Origin of the sequence: Gracilimonas sp. (assembly GCF_035704785.1) — a bacterium.
Classification (GTDB): Bacteria; Bacteroidota; Rhodothermia; order Balneolales; family Balneolaceae; genus Gracilimonas.
The window spans coordinates 1-17,048 of record NZ_DASSWP010000165.1 but is presented as its reverse complement, the minus strand read 5'-3'; the positions used below and the strand labels follow the sequence as shown (position 1 = coordinate 17,048).

13 protein-coding genes and 1 rRNA gene are annotated in these 17,048 nt (G+C 39.8%); 3 read left to right on the top strand and 11 right to left on the bottom strand.

The window, feature by feature from the left end; all coding sequences use genetic code 11:
• Positions 1-1,986 (top strand): RecQ family ATP-dependent DNA helicase (locus tag VFM80_RS09880; RefSeq protein ID WP_395071660.1); only part of this gene is annotated, 1,986 nt, incomplete at its 5' end.
• A 100-nt stretch (positions 1,987-2,086) separates the two neighbouring features.
• On the opposite strand, the gene VFM80_RS09875 is transcribed toward VFM80_RS09880, so the two are convergent.
• The 7 genes from VFM80_RS09875 to hisC all read right to left on the bottom strand — a co-directional run bounded on the left by VFM80_RS09875 (position 2,087) and on the right by hisC (position 12,206).
• The gene (locus tag VFM80_RS09875) at positions 2,087-2,281 is read right to left on the bottom strand and encodes a hypothetical protein (protein WP_395071659.1); all 195 of its coding nucleotides are present in this window, start codon (positions 2,279-2,281) and stop codon (positions 2,087-2,089) included.
• Between the two features lie 78 nt (positions 2,282-2,359).
• Entirely contained in the window at positions 2,360-3,307 is a 948-nt protein-coding gene (gene hflC / locus VFM80_RS09870; protein WP_395071658.1) for a protease modulator HflC, read from the bottom strand.
• Complete coding sequence (gene hflK / locus VFM80_RS09865) at positions 3,307-4,317, bottom strand: FtsH protease activity modulator HflK (RefSeq protein ID WP_395071657.1); 1,011 nt, start codon at positions 4,315-4,317, stop codon at positions 3,307-3,309. The genes hflC and hflK overlap by 1 nt, the downstream gene beginning before the upstream one ends.
• 118 nt (positions 4,318-4,435) lie before the next feature.
• Positions 4,436-6,922 carry a PP2C family protein-serine/threonine phosphatase gene (locus tag VFM80_RS09860; RefSeq protein ID WP_395071656.1) on the bottom strand — a complete coding sequence of 829 codons (2,487 nt, stop codon included), beginning with the start codon at positions 6,920-6,922 and terminating at the stop codon, positions 4,436-4,438.
• A 160-nt stretch (positions 6,923-7,082) separates the two neighbouring features.
• Positions 7,083-8,888 carry a histidine kinase dimerization/phosphoacceptor domain -containing protein gene (locus VFM80_RS09855; RefSeq protein ID WP_395071655.1) on the bottom strand — a complete coding sequence of 602 codons (1,806 nt, stop codon included), beginning with the start codon at positions 8,886-8,888 and terminating at the stop codon, positions 7,083-7,085.
• Between the two features lie 102 nt (positions 8,889-8,990).
• Complete coding sequence (locus tag VFM80_RS09850) at positions 8,991-11,075, bottom strand: alpha-ketoacid dehydrogenase subunit alpha/beta (RefSeq protein WP_395071654.1); 2,085 nt, start codon at positions 11,073-11,075, stop codon at positions 8,991-8,993.
• Positions 11,076-11,093: 18 nt separating this feature from the next.
• Positions 11,094-12,206, bottom strand: a complete 1,113-nt coding sequence (gene hisC, locus VFM80_RS09845) for a histidinol-phosphate transaminase (protein ID WP_395071653.1) — start codon at positions 12,204-12,206, stop codon at positions 11,094-11,096.
• Positions 12,207-12,352: 146 nt separating this feature from the next.
• On the opposite strand from hisC, the gene VFM80_RS09840 reads away from it, so the two are divergent.
• Positions 12,353-13,048, top strand: a complete 696-nt coding sequence (locus tag VFM80_RS09840; protein WP_395071652.1) for an SDR family NAD(P)-dependent oxidoreductase — start codon at positions 12,353-12,355, stop codon at positions 13,046-13,048.
• A 65-nt stretch (positions 13,049-13,113) separates the two neighbouring features.
• The gene (locus VFM80_RS09835; protein WP_395071651.1) at positions 13,114-13,782 is read left to right on the top strand and encodes a hypothetical protein; all 669 of its coding nucleotides are present in this window, start codon (positions 13,114-13,116) and stop codon (positions 13,780-13,782) included.
• Here the strand turns inward: VFM80_RS09835 and VFM80_RS09830 are convergent.
• The 4 genes from VFM80_RS09830 to rrf all read right to left on the bottom strand — a co-directional run.
• Entirely contained in the window at positions 13,766-14,626 is an 861-nt protein-coding gene (locus VFM80_RS09830) for an SGNH/GDSL hydrolase family protein (RefSeq protein WP_395071650.1), read from the bottom strand. The two genes, VFM80_RS09835 and VFM80_RS09830, sit on opposite strands and share 17 nt — an antisense overlap.
• Before the next feature lie 4 nt (positions 14,627-14,630).
• A complete protein-coding gene (locus VFM80_RS09825; RefSeq protein ID WP_395071649.1) occupies positions 14,631-15,329 on the bottom strand; it encodes an SIR2 family NAD-dependent protein deacylase in 699 nt (232 codons plus the stop codon).
• Positions 15,322-16,815: an acyl-CoA dehydrogenase family protein gene (locus VFM80_RS09820; protein WP_395071648.1), complete on the bottom strand. Its 1,494-nt coding sequence runs from the start codon at positions 16,813-16,815 to the stop codon at positions 15,322-15,324. The genes VFM80_RS09825 and VFM80_RS09820 overlap by 8 nt, the downstream gene beginning before the upstream one ends.
• A gap of 143 nt (positions 16,816-16,958) precedes the next feature.
• Positions 16,959-17,048: ribosomal RNA gene (gene rrf, locus VFM80_RS09815) — 5S ribosomal RNA — on the bottom strand; the annotation flags it as partial.

Genomic DNA, 17,048 nt, shown 5'->3' with positions numbered 1-17,048 from the left:
ATGAAAGATCAGGTTGATCAGCTCACGGCTTATGGAATTTCAGCTTCCTATTTAAACAGCTCACTCTCGCCCCAGGACTATGAAGCGACCCTTGATCTGATCCGCAGAAATAAACTGGATCTGCTGTATCTTGCGCCGGAGACATTATTAAAAGGCAACGTACTGAATTTACTCTCCGGACTGAATGTGGAATGCGTGGCCATTGATGAAGCGCACTGCATCTCGGAATGGGGACATGATTTTCGTCCCGAGTATCGGCAGCTTTCTGAGGTAACCAAACGTTTTGATAATGCTGTTTCTCTAGGGCTCACCGCCACCGCTACTCCCCGTGTCCAAAAAGACATTGCAAATTCACTTGGCCTTGCTGATGCCAATACTTTTGTAGCGAGCTTTAACCGAAAGAATTTATATCTGGATGTAGTCAGCAAAAGCAGTCCCTTGCATCAGACCATCAATTTTTTGAGACGACATGAAGGTAAGTCGGGCATTATTTATTGCTTTTCACGCAAGCAGGTGGATCAGCTAACACAGGATCTGAATGCAAATGGTTTTAATGCCCTTCCCTATCATGCAGGTCTTGGGGAAGCTGACCGCACGCAAAACCAGAATGCGTTTATTCGGGATGAAGTGGACATCATTGTGGCGACAATTGCCTTTGGGATGGGCATCGACAAGCCGGATGTAAGGTTTGTGGTGCATCACGATATGCCGAAAAATATTGAATCGTATTATCAGCAAATTGGTCGCGCCGGGCGTGATGGACTACAGGCCGATTGCTTGTTTCTGTTCAGTTATGGGGATGCCGCCAAGATCCGCTATTTCATCGATCAGAAAGAGGAGGAAGAACAGCGCGTTGCCGAGCAGCATTTGCAAAAGTTGATGGGGTATGTTGAGGCGCATCAGTGCCGTCGGATCAAACTTTTGGAGTATTTTGGCGAGCACTTCAATGAACAAAACTGCGGCATGTGTGATTTCTGCACCGGCGATACACCCGAACGGGAAAATATCACAGTTCCGGTTCAAAAATTCCTATCCACGATGGCCCGAACAGAGCAACGATTCGGATATAATCATATCCTGAACATCCTTCTCGGTTCACGCCGGAAAGAAGTGCTGAAATTCAATCACAATAAACTTTCAACCTATGGAATCGGGAAGGAATTTAGTCGACCGGAGTGGAAACAGGTGTACCGTGAGCTTATGAAACAAGATATAATTGTCCGGGAATTTGAGCACAAGAGTTTAAAGCTCACTCCAAAGGCCATGGAGATACTGAAAGGAGATCAGGAAGTATTTGGCGTAGTCGAGGAGCCGGTTCAGAAAGAGAGAAGTAAATCCTCCGCTAAGTCTGATATAGAATCGCTGGATTTCAACCGGGAATTATTTGTACTACTGAAAGAAAAGCGGATGGATCTGGCACGTAAGCAAGGCATTCCACCATTCATAATTTTTGGGGATACCACGCTGATTGAGATGGCGTATTATTACCCTCAATCCAAAGAGAGATTACTTAATATTCATGGAGTGGGCCGAGCCAAAGCAAAGAAATATGGAGAGGATTTTCTTGGAGTGATCAAAAGTTTTTGCGATAAAAAAGATCTAAATGAGAGATCTAAGTCCGATACAAATAAAAAAACTAAATCAGTAAAGAAAACGCTGAGCAAAGATAGCCGGCCATTTCAAGTCGGACAAATGTTTAGGGATGGGAAAACGGTGGCTGAAATTGCTTCAGAGATCGGGGTTAAAGAAGGAACCGTGGTTGGCTATATCAGCAAGTTTGTGAAAGCGGGACATTCGATTCCTGCTGATAATATTCTTGAGGCTTCGGGTTTGAGTGAAGAGAAAATGGATAACGTCATCAAAGCTTTTGATAAGCATGGCCACGAGCTATTACGCCCCGTTTTTGATGCGCTGAATGAGGAGGTTTTGTACGATGAGCTGAGGGTGGTGCAGTTGTATTTGATGGTGCAGAATGATGCTCAATAGTTGCGTTCCAACACAGAACGCTGGAATGAGGGTAAATTAATTATCGATCCCCTATTGTAGAGACACAAGATTTTGTGTCTCTACAATAGGGAAAAAATAATCATGTTTTGTTGGTGGATCTTTTTTGCCAGCAGATTTCAAAAACGACCATCCCGCCCGACCACATCACTGAAATAAGTATCGTTTCAACCCAGCCAATTCCAGTCTCTGAGAAAAAGTACATTCCGCTTGCATAGATCGGGATGAACAAAATAATACCGACAATAAACCGGGCAAATTTTTCTTTTCGAGTCATGAACTTAAAGTGTCTTAAACAAAAAAAGCACGAGATCAACACTCGTGCTTTTAAAGATACGATTAAGACTTAATTATCCTAATCAATCTGATTCAAGTATTGAAAGAAATCGCTATCTGTTGAAAGTATGATATTGGTTTCTTTATCCATCGTTTTGGTATAAGCATCCATCGAGCGTATGAATGAATAGAACTCACGAGCTTGATTATTTTGGTTATATGCAGCGTTGTAAATAGCCGCTGCCCGGGCATCAGCCTCACCTCTGATAATTTCTGCTTCGCGATAGGCTTCTGATTGAATTCGAGCTAAATCTCTCTCTTTTTCACCATTAATACGGGATGCTTCACCTTGACCTTCAGATCTAAATTCATCGGCAATTCGATTACGTTCTGAGATCATGCGATCGTACACCGTTTGGCGCACTTCTTCCACATAACTCACCCGTTTGATTCTAAAGTCTAATATGGCGATTCCAAGTTCTTCAGCTCTTTCATTAGCCAGTCTTTGAATATCTTCCTGAATTTGCTGCCGCCCCGTTTCAATGTCTTGTAGAGAATCCTCGACCACTTCCAGCATTAAGGAACCGGTGGTGTCGGGTTCTCGATTACTCGATCTAACAATTTCCAATAGATCGTGAGACGCAATAGCATTTCGGGTTTCCCCATCCAGGATGTCATCCAAACGTGATTGTGCACCACGTTCATTTCCTAATCTTTGATAAAACTGCAATGGGTCGGTTATTTGCCAGCGGGCATAAGAATCCACAAATATGAATTTCTTATCTTTCGTTGGTATTTGATTTCTGTCACCATCCCATTCCAGATATCGCTTATCAAAGTAATTAACGTCTTGAATAAATGGGATCTTAAACTTAAGACCCGGTGCTGTTACTTCTCCTCCAACGGGATCCCCAAACTGAGTAATAATGGCCTGTTCTGTTTCATGTAAAATATAAAGGCCATCGAGTACCGTTAAAAATACTGCAATTCCAATAACGGCCGCGATTATTTTTTTTGACTTACTCATTAGTTGCCTCCATTATTATTTTGAGATGAAGATGAACCTGTTCCGTCTATCTGCATTTGCAGCAGCGGAAGCACATTACTTCCACTTTCATCCGTAATTATTTTCTTGCCCATTTTGGGGATTATCTCTTCCATAGTTTCTAAGAATATTCGTTGCTTCGTCACTTCAGGTGCTTTAATGTATTCCGCATACAGATCATTGAATCGGGAAACTTCACCCTGCGCATTGTTGACTCTTTCTGAGGCATAACCTTCGGCTTTTTGAATAGTTGCCTCTGCCTGACCACGGGCTCTTGGAATTACCCGGTTATAATCCGCTTTTGCTTGGTTGATGAGAGTCTCACGCTCTTGCTGAGCCTCATTAACGGCGTTGAAGGATGGCTTAACTGGATTTGGCGGGTTAATATCCTGCAACACTACCTGCTCGATAGTAATACCCAGCTCATATTCTGAAACCAGTGATTGCATCAGATTTCGCGCCTCGATAGCTACTTCAGCACGGCCAACAGTCAATACCTCATTTACCGTTCGGTCGCCTACAATTTGCCGCATGGCTGCTTCAGAAATATCAGAAAGTGTAGATTCGGCATTTCTTACTTTGAACAAATAAGAATATGGATCGTTAATTCGATATTGAACCACCCATTCCACATCGGCAAGGTTCAGGTCACCTGTTAGCATTAATGATTCGTCTTCATATCCTGCTTTTTGATATTGGGTTTGCACTCCGGTACTTACGGTACGATACCCAAATTCCTGCTTTAGTTGTCGTTCAACTGGTACTTTTTCTACCTGATCTATCAAAGGGATCTTATAGTTCAGCCCTGGTTCTACGGTTTTTACATATTTACCAAGCCGCACTACAATTCCCACTTCTTCCGGATCTACGGTAAAAAATGTTGTAAAGCCGAGAAATAAAACGATCAATCCAATTATAATTATGCGGATGTTTTTCGTGACTTTCTCAAACTGTGGCGGAACATTAAATTCGAAATCTTGTTCTTGAGCCATGTTTTATTAGTTTGATTTACTTTTTTGAGAGAAATATACTTTAACACTGTAACACAATCTTGTTTTTGGTGGTACAGTTTTAAAGTGCTTTTTGTTTTTTAAATCCTAAGATACATTGTTAAATCTTCAGGCATATGATAGTGGTATCATCAGCCAATTGATAGTTGCTAAACTTTTGAACAGTACGTTTTATCTCTTGTGCAATTTCGTATGCAGAAAGAGAATCTGTGGCAATAGATTCGAGTAACCGAGGCACCTCTTCAAACCCAAAGCGCTCACCTTTTTCGTTCACTGCCTCTGGAAGACCATCTGAATAAAGCAGGAAGAAATCTCCTTTTTTCATCGCAATAGTTTCAGCTTTGTAAGTGACATTCTTTTTTATTCCCAGTGGATAAGCAGGAGCAGGGGTATGAATGTATTCCGCTATCCCATTCCGTTTCAGGATCGGCCTGCAATGTCCCGCATTTGCTATGCTCATTTTCATAGTATCGAACTCGTAGCGGGCAAGAGCACAGGTAATAAAAGTTCGTTTATCCGTTCGGTGAAAAATGGGTTCTGTAATGCGAGATAAAATTTCAGCAGGCATGTCATCCTTCATCCTTGAAAGAAGCAATCCACTGGTGAAAACCGCAGGCATTGCAGCTCTCATGGCTTTACCTGAAACATCCACAACAGCCATATTCAGAGCGGTTGGATTCCCGGATGTATCTTCACTCGTTACATAGTCGAAATAATCGCCACCTACCTCAAAAGAAGGAAGGAAAAAACCATAGACATCAATACCATCTACTTGTGGAGCTTTTAATGGCATTAACTTATACTGGCTTTCGCGAGCGATCTCAATTTCCTTTTCAACCCGCAGATGCTGTGCTATTCGTTCCTCATATTCAGGGATATAACCCCCTACTTCTGTAACAGAGACCCCGTATCGGTAAGCAATAAAGCCATAGATCAATGGGCCGGCCATAACAAATGCTTGCACCCAGGCTACATATGCAACTTGAATTGAATCAGATCCTATGTAAGGTTGAATCATAAAGAATACCGAGAAGAACCACCATCCCGTACAAACGGTTAACAAACCAAACTCTTGGATCGCATAAATGAATATGACCGCTATTCCCATATAAATAACCATATCATGAAAAACCGTACCGCTTGTACCGATCAGTCTGCCCAATACACTTATGCAAATACCGGAGATAAAAATTGCCAAAATTCCTGACAGCCAATTTCTGCTTATCCAATGCCTTAATATTGAATAAACAAATCCAATTTGTGCAATACCTACCAGCCAGGTAGTAGTCCAAGAACTCATATTTATGGTAAGTAAATTTGGAGTGATGCTTGCTTCTGCAAATCCAAACTGACTGTCTGCCTGTATCAAAAATTCGCCTGAAAAATATAAGATCGAGGATATCACCCCAATTGCTATGCCACCAAAAGCATAACCATGAACCAAGGCGGCACCGGTTTCACTAACAAAGAACTTGCGCTGCCATAGAGCATCTATAATATCAACCTGACGTTGGTTCTGAGATCGTGCCAGTGCTTCCCAACTGATGTAAGCCAGTGCGGCATATAAGCCCACGACCAAACCAAATATCAAACTGTTTATTGTACCGCCAAATATCCCGGCATTATTTAGAAAAGGATTAAAACTGTACATGTAATAGATAGCTCGCCAACCATAAACCCCTGCAGACATAGCAATAAAAATTATTAAAGCCCTACGCCATTCTACTTTTCCTTTAAAGATATTTTTTATTCCTATAGAAAAAATAAATATGACAAGTACAAATAAGGCACTGAATAATAGATAAGAAAACAACAGGTCATCGTCTCCATTACCTGCTGAAACGGCCTTTAAGTCCTCAGGCTCAAATTCATTAAGTGCTGCAAATGAATCTATGCTATACCCAAACTCTGTTTTAAAGCCTTGTTCATCATTGCTCTCTCTGACTACAGGTTGTAATCTTAAGATTAGTTTTTCGGGTAACCCAACTGTATCATTTTTACTTTTCCAGGTGATTTCTAGTGATTCAGATTCAAGACCATTATTTATGAGTCTATCAGGGTTTTGCCCCTCACCCTCCATTGATTCTTCAAAGTTATTCTGAATCAGTTCATATGATTCCAAATCATATTCTAAAACACCCTCCACTAAATACTTAGCTATCGTGAATATTGAATCTCCTTGTATAAAAGTGGGATTTGGCTTATCCGGATTACTTTTTATCCTGATTATCTTTCCTGAGTTTGAGACATTTAATTTTAACCTCCCTACTTCATCAAATAACTGATCAAGTGTTGTAAACACCCCATTACTCTTTTTGGGAACTCCTATTATAGTTTCCCAACTTTGAATATGAATTCCCTTTTCATTTAGAATTGCTGGAGAAACATCACTACCAAGGGTATCTTTAAGAGATTTAAAGTAGGAAAGATGTTGTCTGCGAACAGACATCATTGATAAGCTATCCGTTGAAAAACCTGTTAACAGAGCTATTTTTGAGATGTTATTTTCAGTCTCTGCTTTACTTTGCTCTATAGAACCTGATGCATAGAATTCAACATCCGGACGAACAAAAAAGTAGCTGATCACCCCAACTAAACCGCATAGTAATAATATATAGGAACGTTTATTTAACAACCTTTAATTGCCCTAATTATATGCTTCATATTTGAATTAAATGGAGTTTATTAACTCCAAGACGAAGCTACGATTTTTTAGAAGCTTTGTTACCTATTTTTTTAGATGTGATTTATAGCTTATTAAGTTTTTTACTGAACCGGATCCTAAATGCACTCCCTGAAAACCCGGGGCTTTTTAAAATTTCAAAATCACCATTTAACTGCATACTCAGTGTTTTAATTAAAGTAGCACCCAGAGAGTCGGAATCGGTAAATTTCTCGATATCAAATCCACTCCCATTATCAGAAATAGTCATTATTATCTTTCCATCCTGATCAATCGCTCCTACTTTGATCTCCCCTTCTTTACTATTATTAAAAGCATGTTTAAAGGCATTTACGACAAGTTCATTTATTAAAAGGGAACAGGGAATGGCTTGATTTACACTTAATGAAATTGACTCATCTACTTCAGCGACCAGCTTTATATGCTTACCATCATTCATATGCATGCTGCTAATAGCCTGAAGCAGATCATTTATATATTTGTCATATTTGATATAGGCAAGGGATTCACTTTTATACAACATTTCATGAACCAATGCAATGGACTGTATTCGCATCTGGCTGTCGCCAAGTGCTTTTTCAACATCTGTATTGTTAGCTTTAAAACTTTGCAGTTGAAGCAGGCCTGAAATCACCGCCAAATTATTTTTCACCCTATGGTGAATTTCAGCTAACATCACTTCTTTTTCTTTAAGCGAGTCTCGAATTTTTTTCTCTGCTTTTTTTCTTTCAGAAATATCACTTGCCACTGCAACACTACCAACTTTATTTCCTTGATTATCTAATAGCTCGGCTTCAGAAAATAAAACCGGGATACTATGACTGTTCTTATGAACTAAAGAAAACTCAAATGAATGATCAGTACTATGTTTTTCACTATACACCTCACCCATTTCCGAAAAGTTATAAACCATAGACAATGGCTTATTCATCATTTCATCTATTCCATAACCTACAAGCTTTGCTGCTGCAGAGTTAGCCTTTAATAATACTCCATCATTATCTGCTACAAATAAGGCTTCTTGAATAGATTCAATAATATTATCCAGATAAGCTTTAGAAACCGTAGACTTTTGAAGGCCTGCGGCCATTGTATTGAAGGCTTTTGCAAGTTCCCCTATTTCATCATTTGAAGTAACTTTGATCCGCTCATCCAATTTACCCTCCCCGATCATCTTAGCCGAGTTACTCACTCTTGATAATGGGTTTGCAATAGACCTATAAATATATACAGCCAATACAATTGCCAGAAAGACCGAAAATGCTGTGGCAAAATAGTTTACACTTGCCGCTTGTTTTAACGACTCATCTAATAACTGATTCCTATCTTGCTGAATTTCAAGAACATAGTTCCTTAACTGAGTGATTTCAGGAATAATATTATTCCTGAAATATGGTTCAATAGAGTTTATAAACATCAGATTAGCTTGAGTGGAATTTTCCTCTCCCAAACTCAACCACTCCCTTGAAATAGACTTGTAAACTTCATAGCTCATAAGAAGCTCGTTTACATCTTCAGGCAAACTCTCATTATTCCCCAATAACAATTCTAATTCTCCTAAGGCAGACTCAAATTGTTCCAGCTCTGTATCAAATTGTGAGGTAAGGTTGGTTACAGCAGGTAATTTCTGAATTGTGTTGTAATCTTTTTCAACAATTAGAGCTTCACGAATGCTATTTAAAAAGATCAGGCTTTGAAACAGACTTCGCTCCATATCTCCGGTATAGATTACAACCTGAGATGCTTCATTTACAGAGCGCAACTGTTCTTGCCTGATTTCAGAAGTGAATTTATCAGATATAAATCCAATAAAAACCAACAGCAGGCTAATACAGATAAAGCCAATGATAATTTTAGTACCGAGTCTCAAAGCTCTTTTTTTATTTTGAATGCCCCTTAAAGTAGAGATTACTCATAGAAAACTCTATCAGCTCAAAATTAAAAAAGCCTCATGTAACAAATTTCAATGAGCTTAGAAAGAGAGAAGATCTTGAATTTTATCTGCTATTTTTTGAGTAGTTGGTAACACCGACTCCATAAGCCCAACATTATAAGGAACAGGAATATCGGGCATCGTGATGCGCTCTACCGGGGCATCCAGATAGGTGAAAGCATCACGCACAAGTACCGCTGCTATCTCGGCTCCAAAACCTGCAGTTTTGTTATCTTCATGAACGATCAAACATCGGCTTGTTCGACGAATTGATTCTAAAACGGCTTCTTTATCCCACGGCATAAGTGTTCGCAAATCTAATACATCGGCTGAAATTCCAAGATTTTCAACAGCCTCTTCACTTCGTTCACACATCGCTCCCCAGGTTACTATTGTAATATCATCACCCTCTTTCAGCTTTTTAGCTTTTCCAAAAGGTACGATAAACTCATCTCCGGGATAAGGTTTTCGGGAATATTTTGCGTCCAATAGATTTCGGTGTTCAAAGAAGATAGTAGGGTTATTGCTACGCATAGCCGAACGCAAAAGTCCTACTGCGTCTTCAGCATTACTGGGCATGGCCAGCTGCCAACCAATGGCATGGGTGAAAAATACCTCGTTACTCATACTATGCCATGGATCTCCACATTTAGCAAATCCACCGGGCATACGAACTACAATTGGAGCAGCAAAGCGATTAGCTGTTCTCCACCGGATTGTTCCACAATTATTGAGTTGCTCTGTGGCAGGATCAGCATATTTTCTAAATTGAATTTCAGCAACCGGCATTAGTCCCGAATAAGCTAAACCAACCGCACGGCCAATAATTCCTTCCTCAGAAAGACTGGTATCAAAAACACGTTCCTCTCCAAATTGAGACTGAAGATCCATTGTTGCGGCATGAACTCCTCCTTTCATCCCAACATCTTCCCCAAAAACCATAAGCTTTGGATTAGTTTCCAATTCATATTTCAATGTTCGTCGGATGGCTTCAACAATATTGATCCGCTGCTTTTCCGGGTTTGGCTCTTCTGTTGATTTAGGGAATTCATGCCCTTCTACAACAAGTCCGCCAATGGTCTGCACTTCTTCTTCTGCAAACGCATATTTTTCAGTTTGAGAAGTGTCGGGCTCCGGTCGGTTTAAAGCTGCTTCTGCCGATTTTTCTATGGCTCCTTTGGCTTTCTTTTCCCAGCTCTTCCAGGTCTTTTCTGTGATCTGACCAGGAACCATAAAGTCTTTCAACTTTTTCAGTGGATCATTTTTTTGCTCTTTTTTCAGCAACTCTTCATCCTTATAGGCTTGATTATCCTGATAAGAATGCCCATTTAATCTTGGTACAGTTAGCCGAATTAAGGCAGGCCCTTTTCGGTTACGCACATAATCCACTGATTCTTCTAATAATGAAGCTGCCTCTTCAGGATCCGTTCCATCTCCATCATAAATTTTCAGGTTATTAAAAGACTGAAGATTATTACTGATCTTTCCGCCCGGAGTTTGATATTCACTTGTTACCGAAATCCCATATCCATTATCCTCTATATAAAAAAGTACGGGAAGATTTTGCGTGGTAGCAATGGTCAGGGCCGACCAAAAGCCGTTTGTTGCAACTGAACCATCTCCCCCAAGAATTACTGATATTGCTTTATCATATTCCTTTTCACCAAGTACGTTTTTACGATACTCAATACCCTGAGCCCAGCCAATTGCAGGCGTGTATTGGGAGCCCACATCTCCGGCCATTGGTAAAACTTTCGGGCCGTCTTCTTCCGGTTTGTTACAAACAACACCAATATCACGGCCATCACTGTAGCCACCTGATTTCGCCATGGGTGCAGCCATAGCATCTTCTTCGGATAGTCCCAAGGTTAATAAAAGGGGACGCGAGCGGTAATATGCACTTGCAGCATCATGCTTATTGGTTAATAAATTGCCTAGCAAGATCTGCCCAAGCTCGTGTCCCCGGGCTGAAAACTGGTAAAGCACTTTTTTATTGGGAACCAATTCGGTTTCTTCTTTTTCATCCATAGCCCTTGATGTAAGCATAAGTCGGGCTACTTCTTTCCATTCTACGTTGGATGCTGATTTCTTAGTTTTTTTGGATGCCGTTTTTTTCTTGGCCATAAATAAATAGGTGCGTACTTACTTTTTAATTACTTCTAAAAACGATTGTTCAAAGTGGTCCATTTCATCTGAAAGTCCCACAGTAATACGGATGCAATTTGGTAATCCGAATGCGTTTATCCGACGTAAAATTACGCCTTTTTCTAACATCTTTTGGGTGAAATCAATAGCCTGATTTTCATCTGGTAAAACCATCATAACAGAATTAGAAATGGACTCTACATATTCCACATCATGTTCATCGAAAAACTTATAAAGTCTTTCCTTACTCTCTTCAACCACTTTGACGCTTTTTGCTAAAAACTCATCATCATTAAATGCAGCAAGCGCAGCAGCTTGCCCAAGCGTGGTCGGCTCAAACGTAAGCTTGGTTTTCATCATGTTCTTGATTAGATCTTCATGAGCAATCGCGTATCCCACCCTAAAACCTGCCAGCCCGTAAGCCTTCGAAAAAGTTCTCAACACAATGATGTTATCATAATCGTACTCAAGTGCATGCGGATAATCTTCAATAGCCTGGGCATATTCAAAATAGGCTTCATCCATAACTACCAATACATCTTCGGGAACCTGTTTCATAAACCAAGAAAATTCATCCTTGGTCAAATAGGTCCCTGTTGGGTTATTTGGGTTAGCGATGTATACCATTTTCGTGTTTTCATCTACCGCATTAGCGATGGCTTTTACATCAAATTTATAGTCGGAAGTCACCGGAATATTTTTCATATGAATACCACGAACACCCATCTGTACAAAAAATCCTACAAAAGTGGCGTCTGCTGTAATGGCATTTTCCTTATTTAAGAAAAAGGTCTTACATAGTATTGAGATAATACTTTCGGAGCCCGAAGCCAACAGCACATTTTCCGGCTTTACCCCATTTCTGTCAGCAATAGCCGCTCTCAGTTTTCTAGCCATAGGATCCGGATAATCCTGAATTTGTTTAAAGGCTTCATCAATTGCCGGTTTTACTTTGGGGCTGCATCCCAATCTATTCTCATTGGATGCTAATTTTGCAATTTTCTTGGGTTTATAGAGATCGGCTACCTCGGCTACTGTTTTACCCGCCACATAAGGTTTTAGGGTTTCTATATTACTGGGCACTAACGATTTACCAGTTTTTATACTCATTAAGCCTTAACTTCCTTTATGGTTTATAAGTGAGTAGAAATTTACCACTAAAAAAGCGCTTTTTCCAAGCTTCTGTAAAGTTAACCGAACTATTTATGTTTACATTTGTTTTTCCGATTAAAACTTAAAATAAAAAATTTTGAAGCATGGGAAAGACTATCCTTATCACAGGGGCAAGCAGAGGCATTGGCTATGAAACCTCATTGAAGCTAGCCTCACTCGGTCATACCGTAATCGCCACTGCAAGATCTGAAGAAAAGCTCAAAAAACTAGCGCATGAAGATAAATCAAAAAATATAATTCCGGTTGCCGGAGATCTTACTGTTGAAGACGATATTCAAAAAATTACTGAGGTAGCTTCAGAAAATAATTCCTTAGATGGACTCATCAATAACGCAGGTGCTTTTCATCGAGAAGCATTTTCAGAAACAGATCTTTCTGTTTTCAGGAAACTAATGGATGTAAATGTATTTGGAATTGTTCGACTCACTCAAGCCTTACAACCTTTACTGAAAAAAGGCAGTCATGTTGTAAACATTTCCAGTATGTCTGGTTTTCAGGGAAGTTTGAAGTTTGGAGGCTTCTCAGCTTATGCAGCTGCTAAAGCTGCTGTAGTTGGACTATCTGAAGTATTAGGTGCCGAATTTGCTAACGATGGCATTGCTGTAAACTGCTTATGTATTGGAGCAGTACAAACTGAAATGTTAGCAGAAGCTTTTCCTGGATTTGAAGCCCCTGTCTCTCCTGCACAGATGGGAGATTACCTGTCAAATTTCGTATTGACCGGGCATCAGTTCTATAACGGGAAGGTTCTTCCCGTAGCTTTAAATGATCCAAGCTAGTAAGTAATGGTATTGCCATCTATTATTTACTAACTTAGTCTAAAATTAAAATCATTGAGACCATAATGCGTATAATTTCTTACCTATTATTCTGTTTAGCGTTACTCATTTCAGGAACAAAGATTTCTAAAGCCCAAACGATCGAACTCTTAGCCGGAAACACTCTCAATGGGACTGTAAATGGAACACTTCTTGGTGGAGCTACAATGGCTTTAACCAATAATTCCGATTTTGGACCTTTAAGGGTAGGTGTTGGATTTGGCACTTTATATGGCATAGGCGTAGGTACTTATGATGTGATCAGCAGCAACGGACAGCATCTCTTGGTTTCAGGCATGTTTAATGATGGAAATAATACAAGCATCATTGCCTTATTAGACACTTTTTATGGCGCAGCAGCCGGAGCAATAGTTGGTACTTCTATTATGCTTATAGCAGAGGAACCCATAATTGATGGGCTGAAATACGGTTCTGCGACCGGTGCATGGATCGGTTTTGGTGTGGGGGTAATTGACGCATTTATACTATCTGAACGAATAACCCCTTCGGCTTCTTTCTCTGCAGCAAAGAGTAGAAATATGGCTAATGGATTAGTAGGAATTCATTTGAATGAAAAGACAAGCCTCGGCTTATTGTCTCCTTCTTTAATCAGCACGTACCAAATAGATGCTTTGAATGTAAATCAAAAAATTACACCGACTGTACAGGTCCTTAATCTCAGGCTGAATCTTTAGGTAAAGCCAGCTTTTTAATTATAGATTTTACCGTTTCCATATGTCCGGATAATGAATGATGCAAACCATCCGGCAAATAATTCCATGCCTGTGGTTCTTTTTCTCCCATTCTTTTTGAGGAAGAATCTATAATTGCACCTTGCTTACCTGAAACTACTTCCTGTACCTGACTTAAATCTTGAGGTTTTATAGTAAAGTCATACAAAAGGTTCTCTTCCAACATTTCATGGATCACGGGTGCAGGGGTTATCCAAACCAAGGGATTCTCAACCCTGGCTTCCAATATGGATTGAATGGTTTCAATATTTTCCCAGGTTTCAGAAAGTGGAAGTAAAGTCCGGTCCGGAGCAATATTTAGTCGTTGTGCATCAAATGTACCTAAAGCAATAATCACCCAATCCGGCTCGTGAATCACCACGTCCCTATCAATTCGCCGAAGTGCTTCGGATGTAGTATTATATGACACACCCGCATTTATAAAATTGAAATTAGCTTTTTCAGTAGATATCTCAAGTACGTGCTTTAATATGGTAAACCAACCTTGAGCATCTTCTGTGTTAGAATCGCCAAAAGCTACTATGGTTTCTTCACCATCCATGGGAAGCTTATCTAAACAGTCAACAATGTCATCATCTTTCAATATTTCGAGCGCTGCTTCGCGGGCATTTTCATCGTAGTTTTCCCGGTATTTCTTCAATTCTTCTTCTGTAACTCCGAAAAGTCCAGCTTCAAATTGAATATTGTTCTTTCCCGGAAGCAATGGAATTCGCTTCGCTATATGATAATAGGGAAACATGAATTGCTCTAATACACCTTTTTCTTCTTCCGTTGCTTTCTTGACCATTTTCTTAACTATGTTCTTTTTTAAGTTTCTTAATTAATTTTTTAACACCGCTTCCTGCTTTTTCCTTATAGTGAACCCATCCATCCAGATTGAATAACTGTGGTTCTGCAGGATCAATAATATATTTTGGGATATTAGGTTTAGTATACTCAATCAATCCCGCTGCAGGATATACCACCAATGATGTGCCTACTACAATCAAAATATCTGCTTCTGAAACTTCCTTCGCTCCAAATTCTATCATAGGAACCATTTCACCGAACCAAACAACGTGAGGCCTTAGTTGTGACCCGTCTTCGGCCAAATCTCCTAAATGTATTGGATCTGAGCCAATGTCTGTAACCAGCGCCTCATCTTTGACACTTCGAGCTTTTCGCAATTCACCATGAAGGTGTATGACATCTGTTGAGCCCGCTCGTTCGTGAAGGTCATCTACGTTTTGAGTAACTATAACTACTTCAAAATCATCTTCCAGATCAGCAAGTGCTTTATGGGCTTCATTTGGCTGGACTTCCGCCGCCTTTTTTCGTCTAAGATTATAGAATTCCAGTACTTTCCTGGGGTTTTCCTGCCAACCCTGGGGGGAAGCTACATCTTCAATATTATATCCTTCCCAAAGTCCTCCTGAATCTCTGAAGGTAGCCAAACCACTTTCAGCACTAATACCTGCTCCGGAAATAACTACAATCTTAGTATCAGGCATTCACCGTTGCAAATTTAAACCAGGAACTGTCGATCTCATAATCTTCTACCAAATTTGCTTCTCCGCCATGCTTATAGGTGTTTATAATTGCATTCACTTCATCTTGAAGAATCTCAACGGCATTTTGAATAAGCTCTTTATTAAATCCTTGATCACCTAAATTTAAGGTGAATTGAATAGAAATTATCCGTCCTAATGCTTTGCCCAGATCCACTAACTTACGTTGTGGCATCTTTGGATCTACTTCAAAATTCAGAGCATCTTTAAAGTATTCAGAAGACCTTTCTGTTAAATGGAATTCAGATAAGAACTCTTGAAGGTTATTATTTTTGACTTTTCTCATCGTCTTGAGCACTGACTCAGTTATCTGTTGATATAAGATATCATTTGAACCTTCAAAAATTTGAAAAGGTCGGCTGTCAACAACTGATCGTCCTGCAATACTATCCAATCTATATCCCATTGCTCCTTTCAATTGAAGCAATGATTGTGAAGCACGTTGCATATAATCTGTTATCAATGACTTTATTGCATTGCCTTCTATATCCATGCGGGAAGTGTTTTTTTCTAGTGGCACATTGGTGCTTGTAAAATTACACATGGCAGAACAAACCGTAAAATAGGCCTGCATCTCTGTAATTCTATGACGAACCTGGTCATAATTTATGAGGCTTTGACCACCTACAACTCGTTCTTTGCAATGAGTAAGAGCTTCATCCATCATTCTTCTAAGAAAACCCATTCCCATTCCCGGAAATTGCAACCTACTGCGATGTAAAAGATCCAACATCATAGTCACTCCGGTACTTTTAGGTTGAAGTTTATGAGACTGATCTACTTCTATATTGATCTTGTTTTTGCCATACGGAAGCATATAAAGGCCCAGATTATTGTAATATTCCTCTACCTCAATACCTCCATTTCTTGTATCATGAATGAAGAATGAAATATCACGGCCAAGATCACCTTTCTTATTCAAGCCTCTTGCAGTAATAAGCCAATAATCGGCCATACCTGTAAGTCCGCCCCAATGCTTTAAGCCTTCTACTTTATAAGTATCATCACTCATTTTTTTAAATGAAGTTTGCATTTTTAATGCATCAGAACCATAATCAGGCTCCGTGATCATCAATCCTCCCAATTTATTCGCGTTTATTACGCGATCAAAAACATCTTTTTTGATCTCTTCATTACCATAATTTGCAATGGGTTGGAGAAATAGAGCACCATTAATTCCCATCATCAGGGAAAGTGGAAGTGATTCATAAGAACTAGCCTCCAACATAGCTAAAGCCTCAGAGGTATTTGCTCCAAAGCCACCATATTCTGAGGGTATAAACGCACTTAAAGGTGACAGGTCTAGAATTTCTTTAAGTGTCTCATCCTCAATACCTCTTACAAGAGTTTGTTTTTCGGCGTCATCTTTTTCTGTAAATATTGCAGAAAGTTTTTCTTTGTAGTCTTTTAAGAAATCTTGAAAATCCAATTTAGTGTCCTTTATCTAGTTTTGTAAAACGAACAATTTTCTCAAATATAAACATTCCATCAGCGCTTTTCTTAAAAAAAAGGAGTTGGGACGTGTAAACAAAAAAAGCTCCAATCGGAGATGATTGGAGCTTAGTAAAGGGAAGAAGGCGACGACCTACTCTACCGCAAATGCAGTACCATCGGCGCTGCAGGGCTTAACGGCCGTGTTCGGGATGGGAACGGGTGGGGCCC

Excerpts from the sequence above, each read along its gene's own strand:
- hflK (WP_395071657.1), bottom strand. The coding sequence starts at position 4,317 with ATGGCTCAAGAACAAGATTTCGAATTTAATGTTCCGCCACAGTTTGAG.
- VFM80_RS09835 (WP_395071651.1), top strand. The coding sequence starts at position 13,114 with ATGCGTATAATTTCTTACCTATTATTCTGTTTAGCGTTACTCATTTCA.
- VFM80_RS09830 (WP_395071650.1), bottom strand. The coding sequence starts at position 14,626 with ATGGTCAAGAAAGCAACGGAAGAAGAAAAAGGTGTATTAGAGCAATTC.
- hflC (WP_395071658.1), bottom strand. The coding sequence starts at position 3,307 with ATGAGTAAGTCAAAAAAAATAATCGCGGCCGTTATTGGAATTGCAGTA.
- hisC (WP_395071653.1), bottom strand. The coding sequence starts at position 12,206 with ATGAGTATAAAAACTGGTAAATCGTTAGTGCCCAGTAATATAGAAACC.
- VFM80_RS09825 (WP_395071649.1), bottom strand. The coding sequence starts at position 15,329 with ATGCCTGATACTAAGATTGTAGTTATTTCCGGAGCAGGTATTAGTGCT.
- VFM80_RS09875 (WP_395071659.1), bottom strand. The coding sequence starts at position 2,281 with ATGACTCGAAAAGAAAAATTTGCCCGGTTTATTGTCGGTATTATTTTG.
- VFM80_RS09850 (WP_395071654.1), bottom strand. The coding sequence starts at position 11,075 with ATGGCCAAGAAAAAAACGGCATCCAAAAAAACTAAGAAATCAGCATCC.
- VFM80_RS09840 (WP_395071652.1), top strand. The coding sequence starts at position 12,353 with ATGGGAAAGACTATCCTTATCACAGGGGCAAGCAGAGGCATTGGCTAT.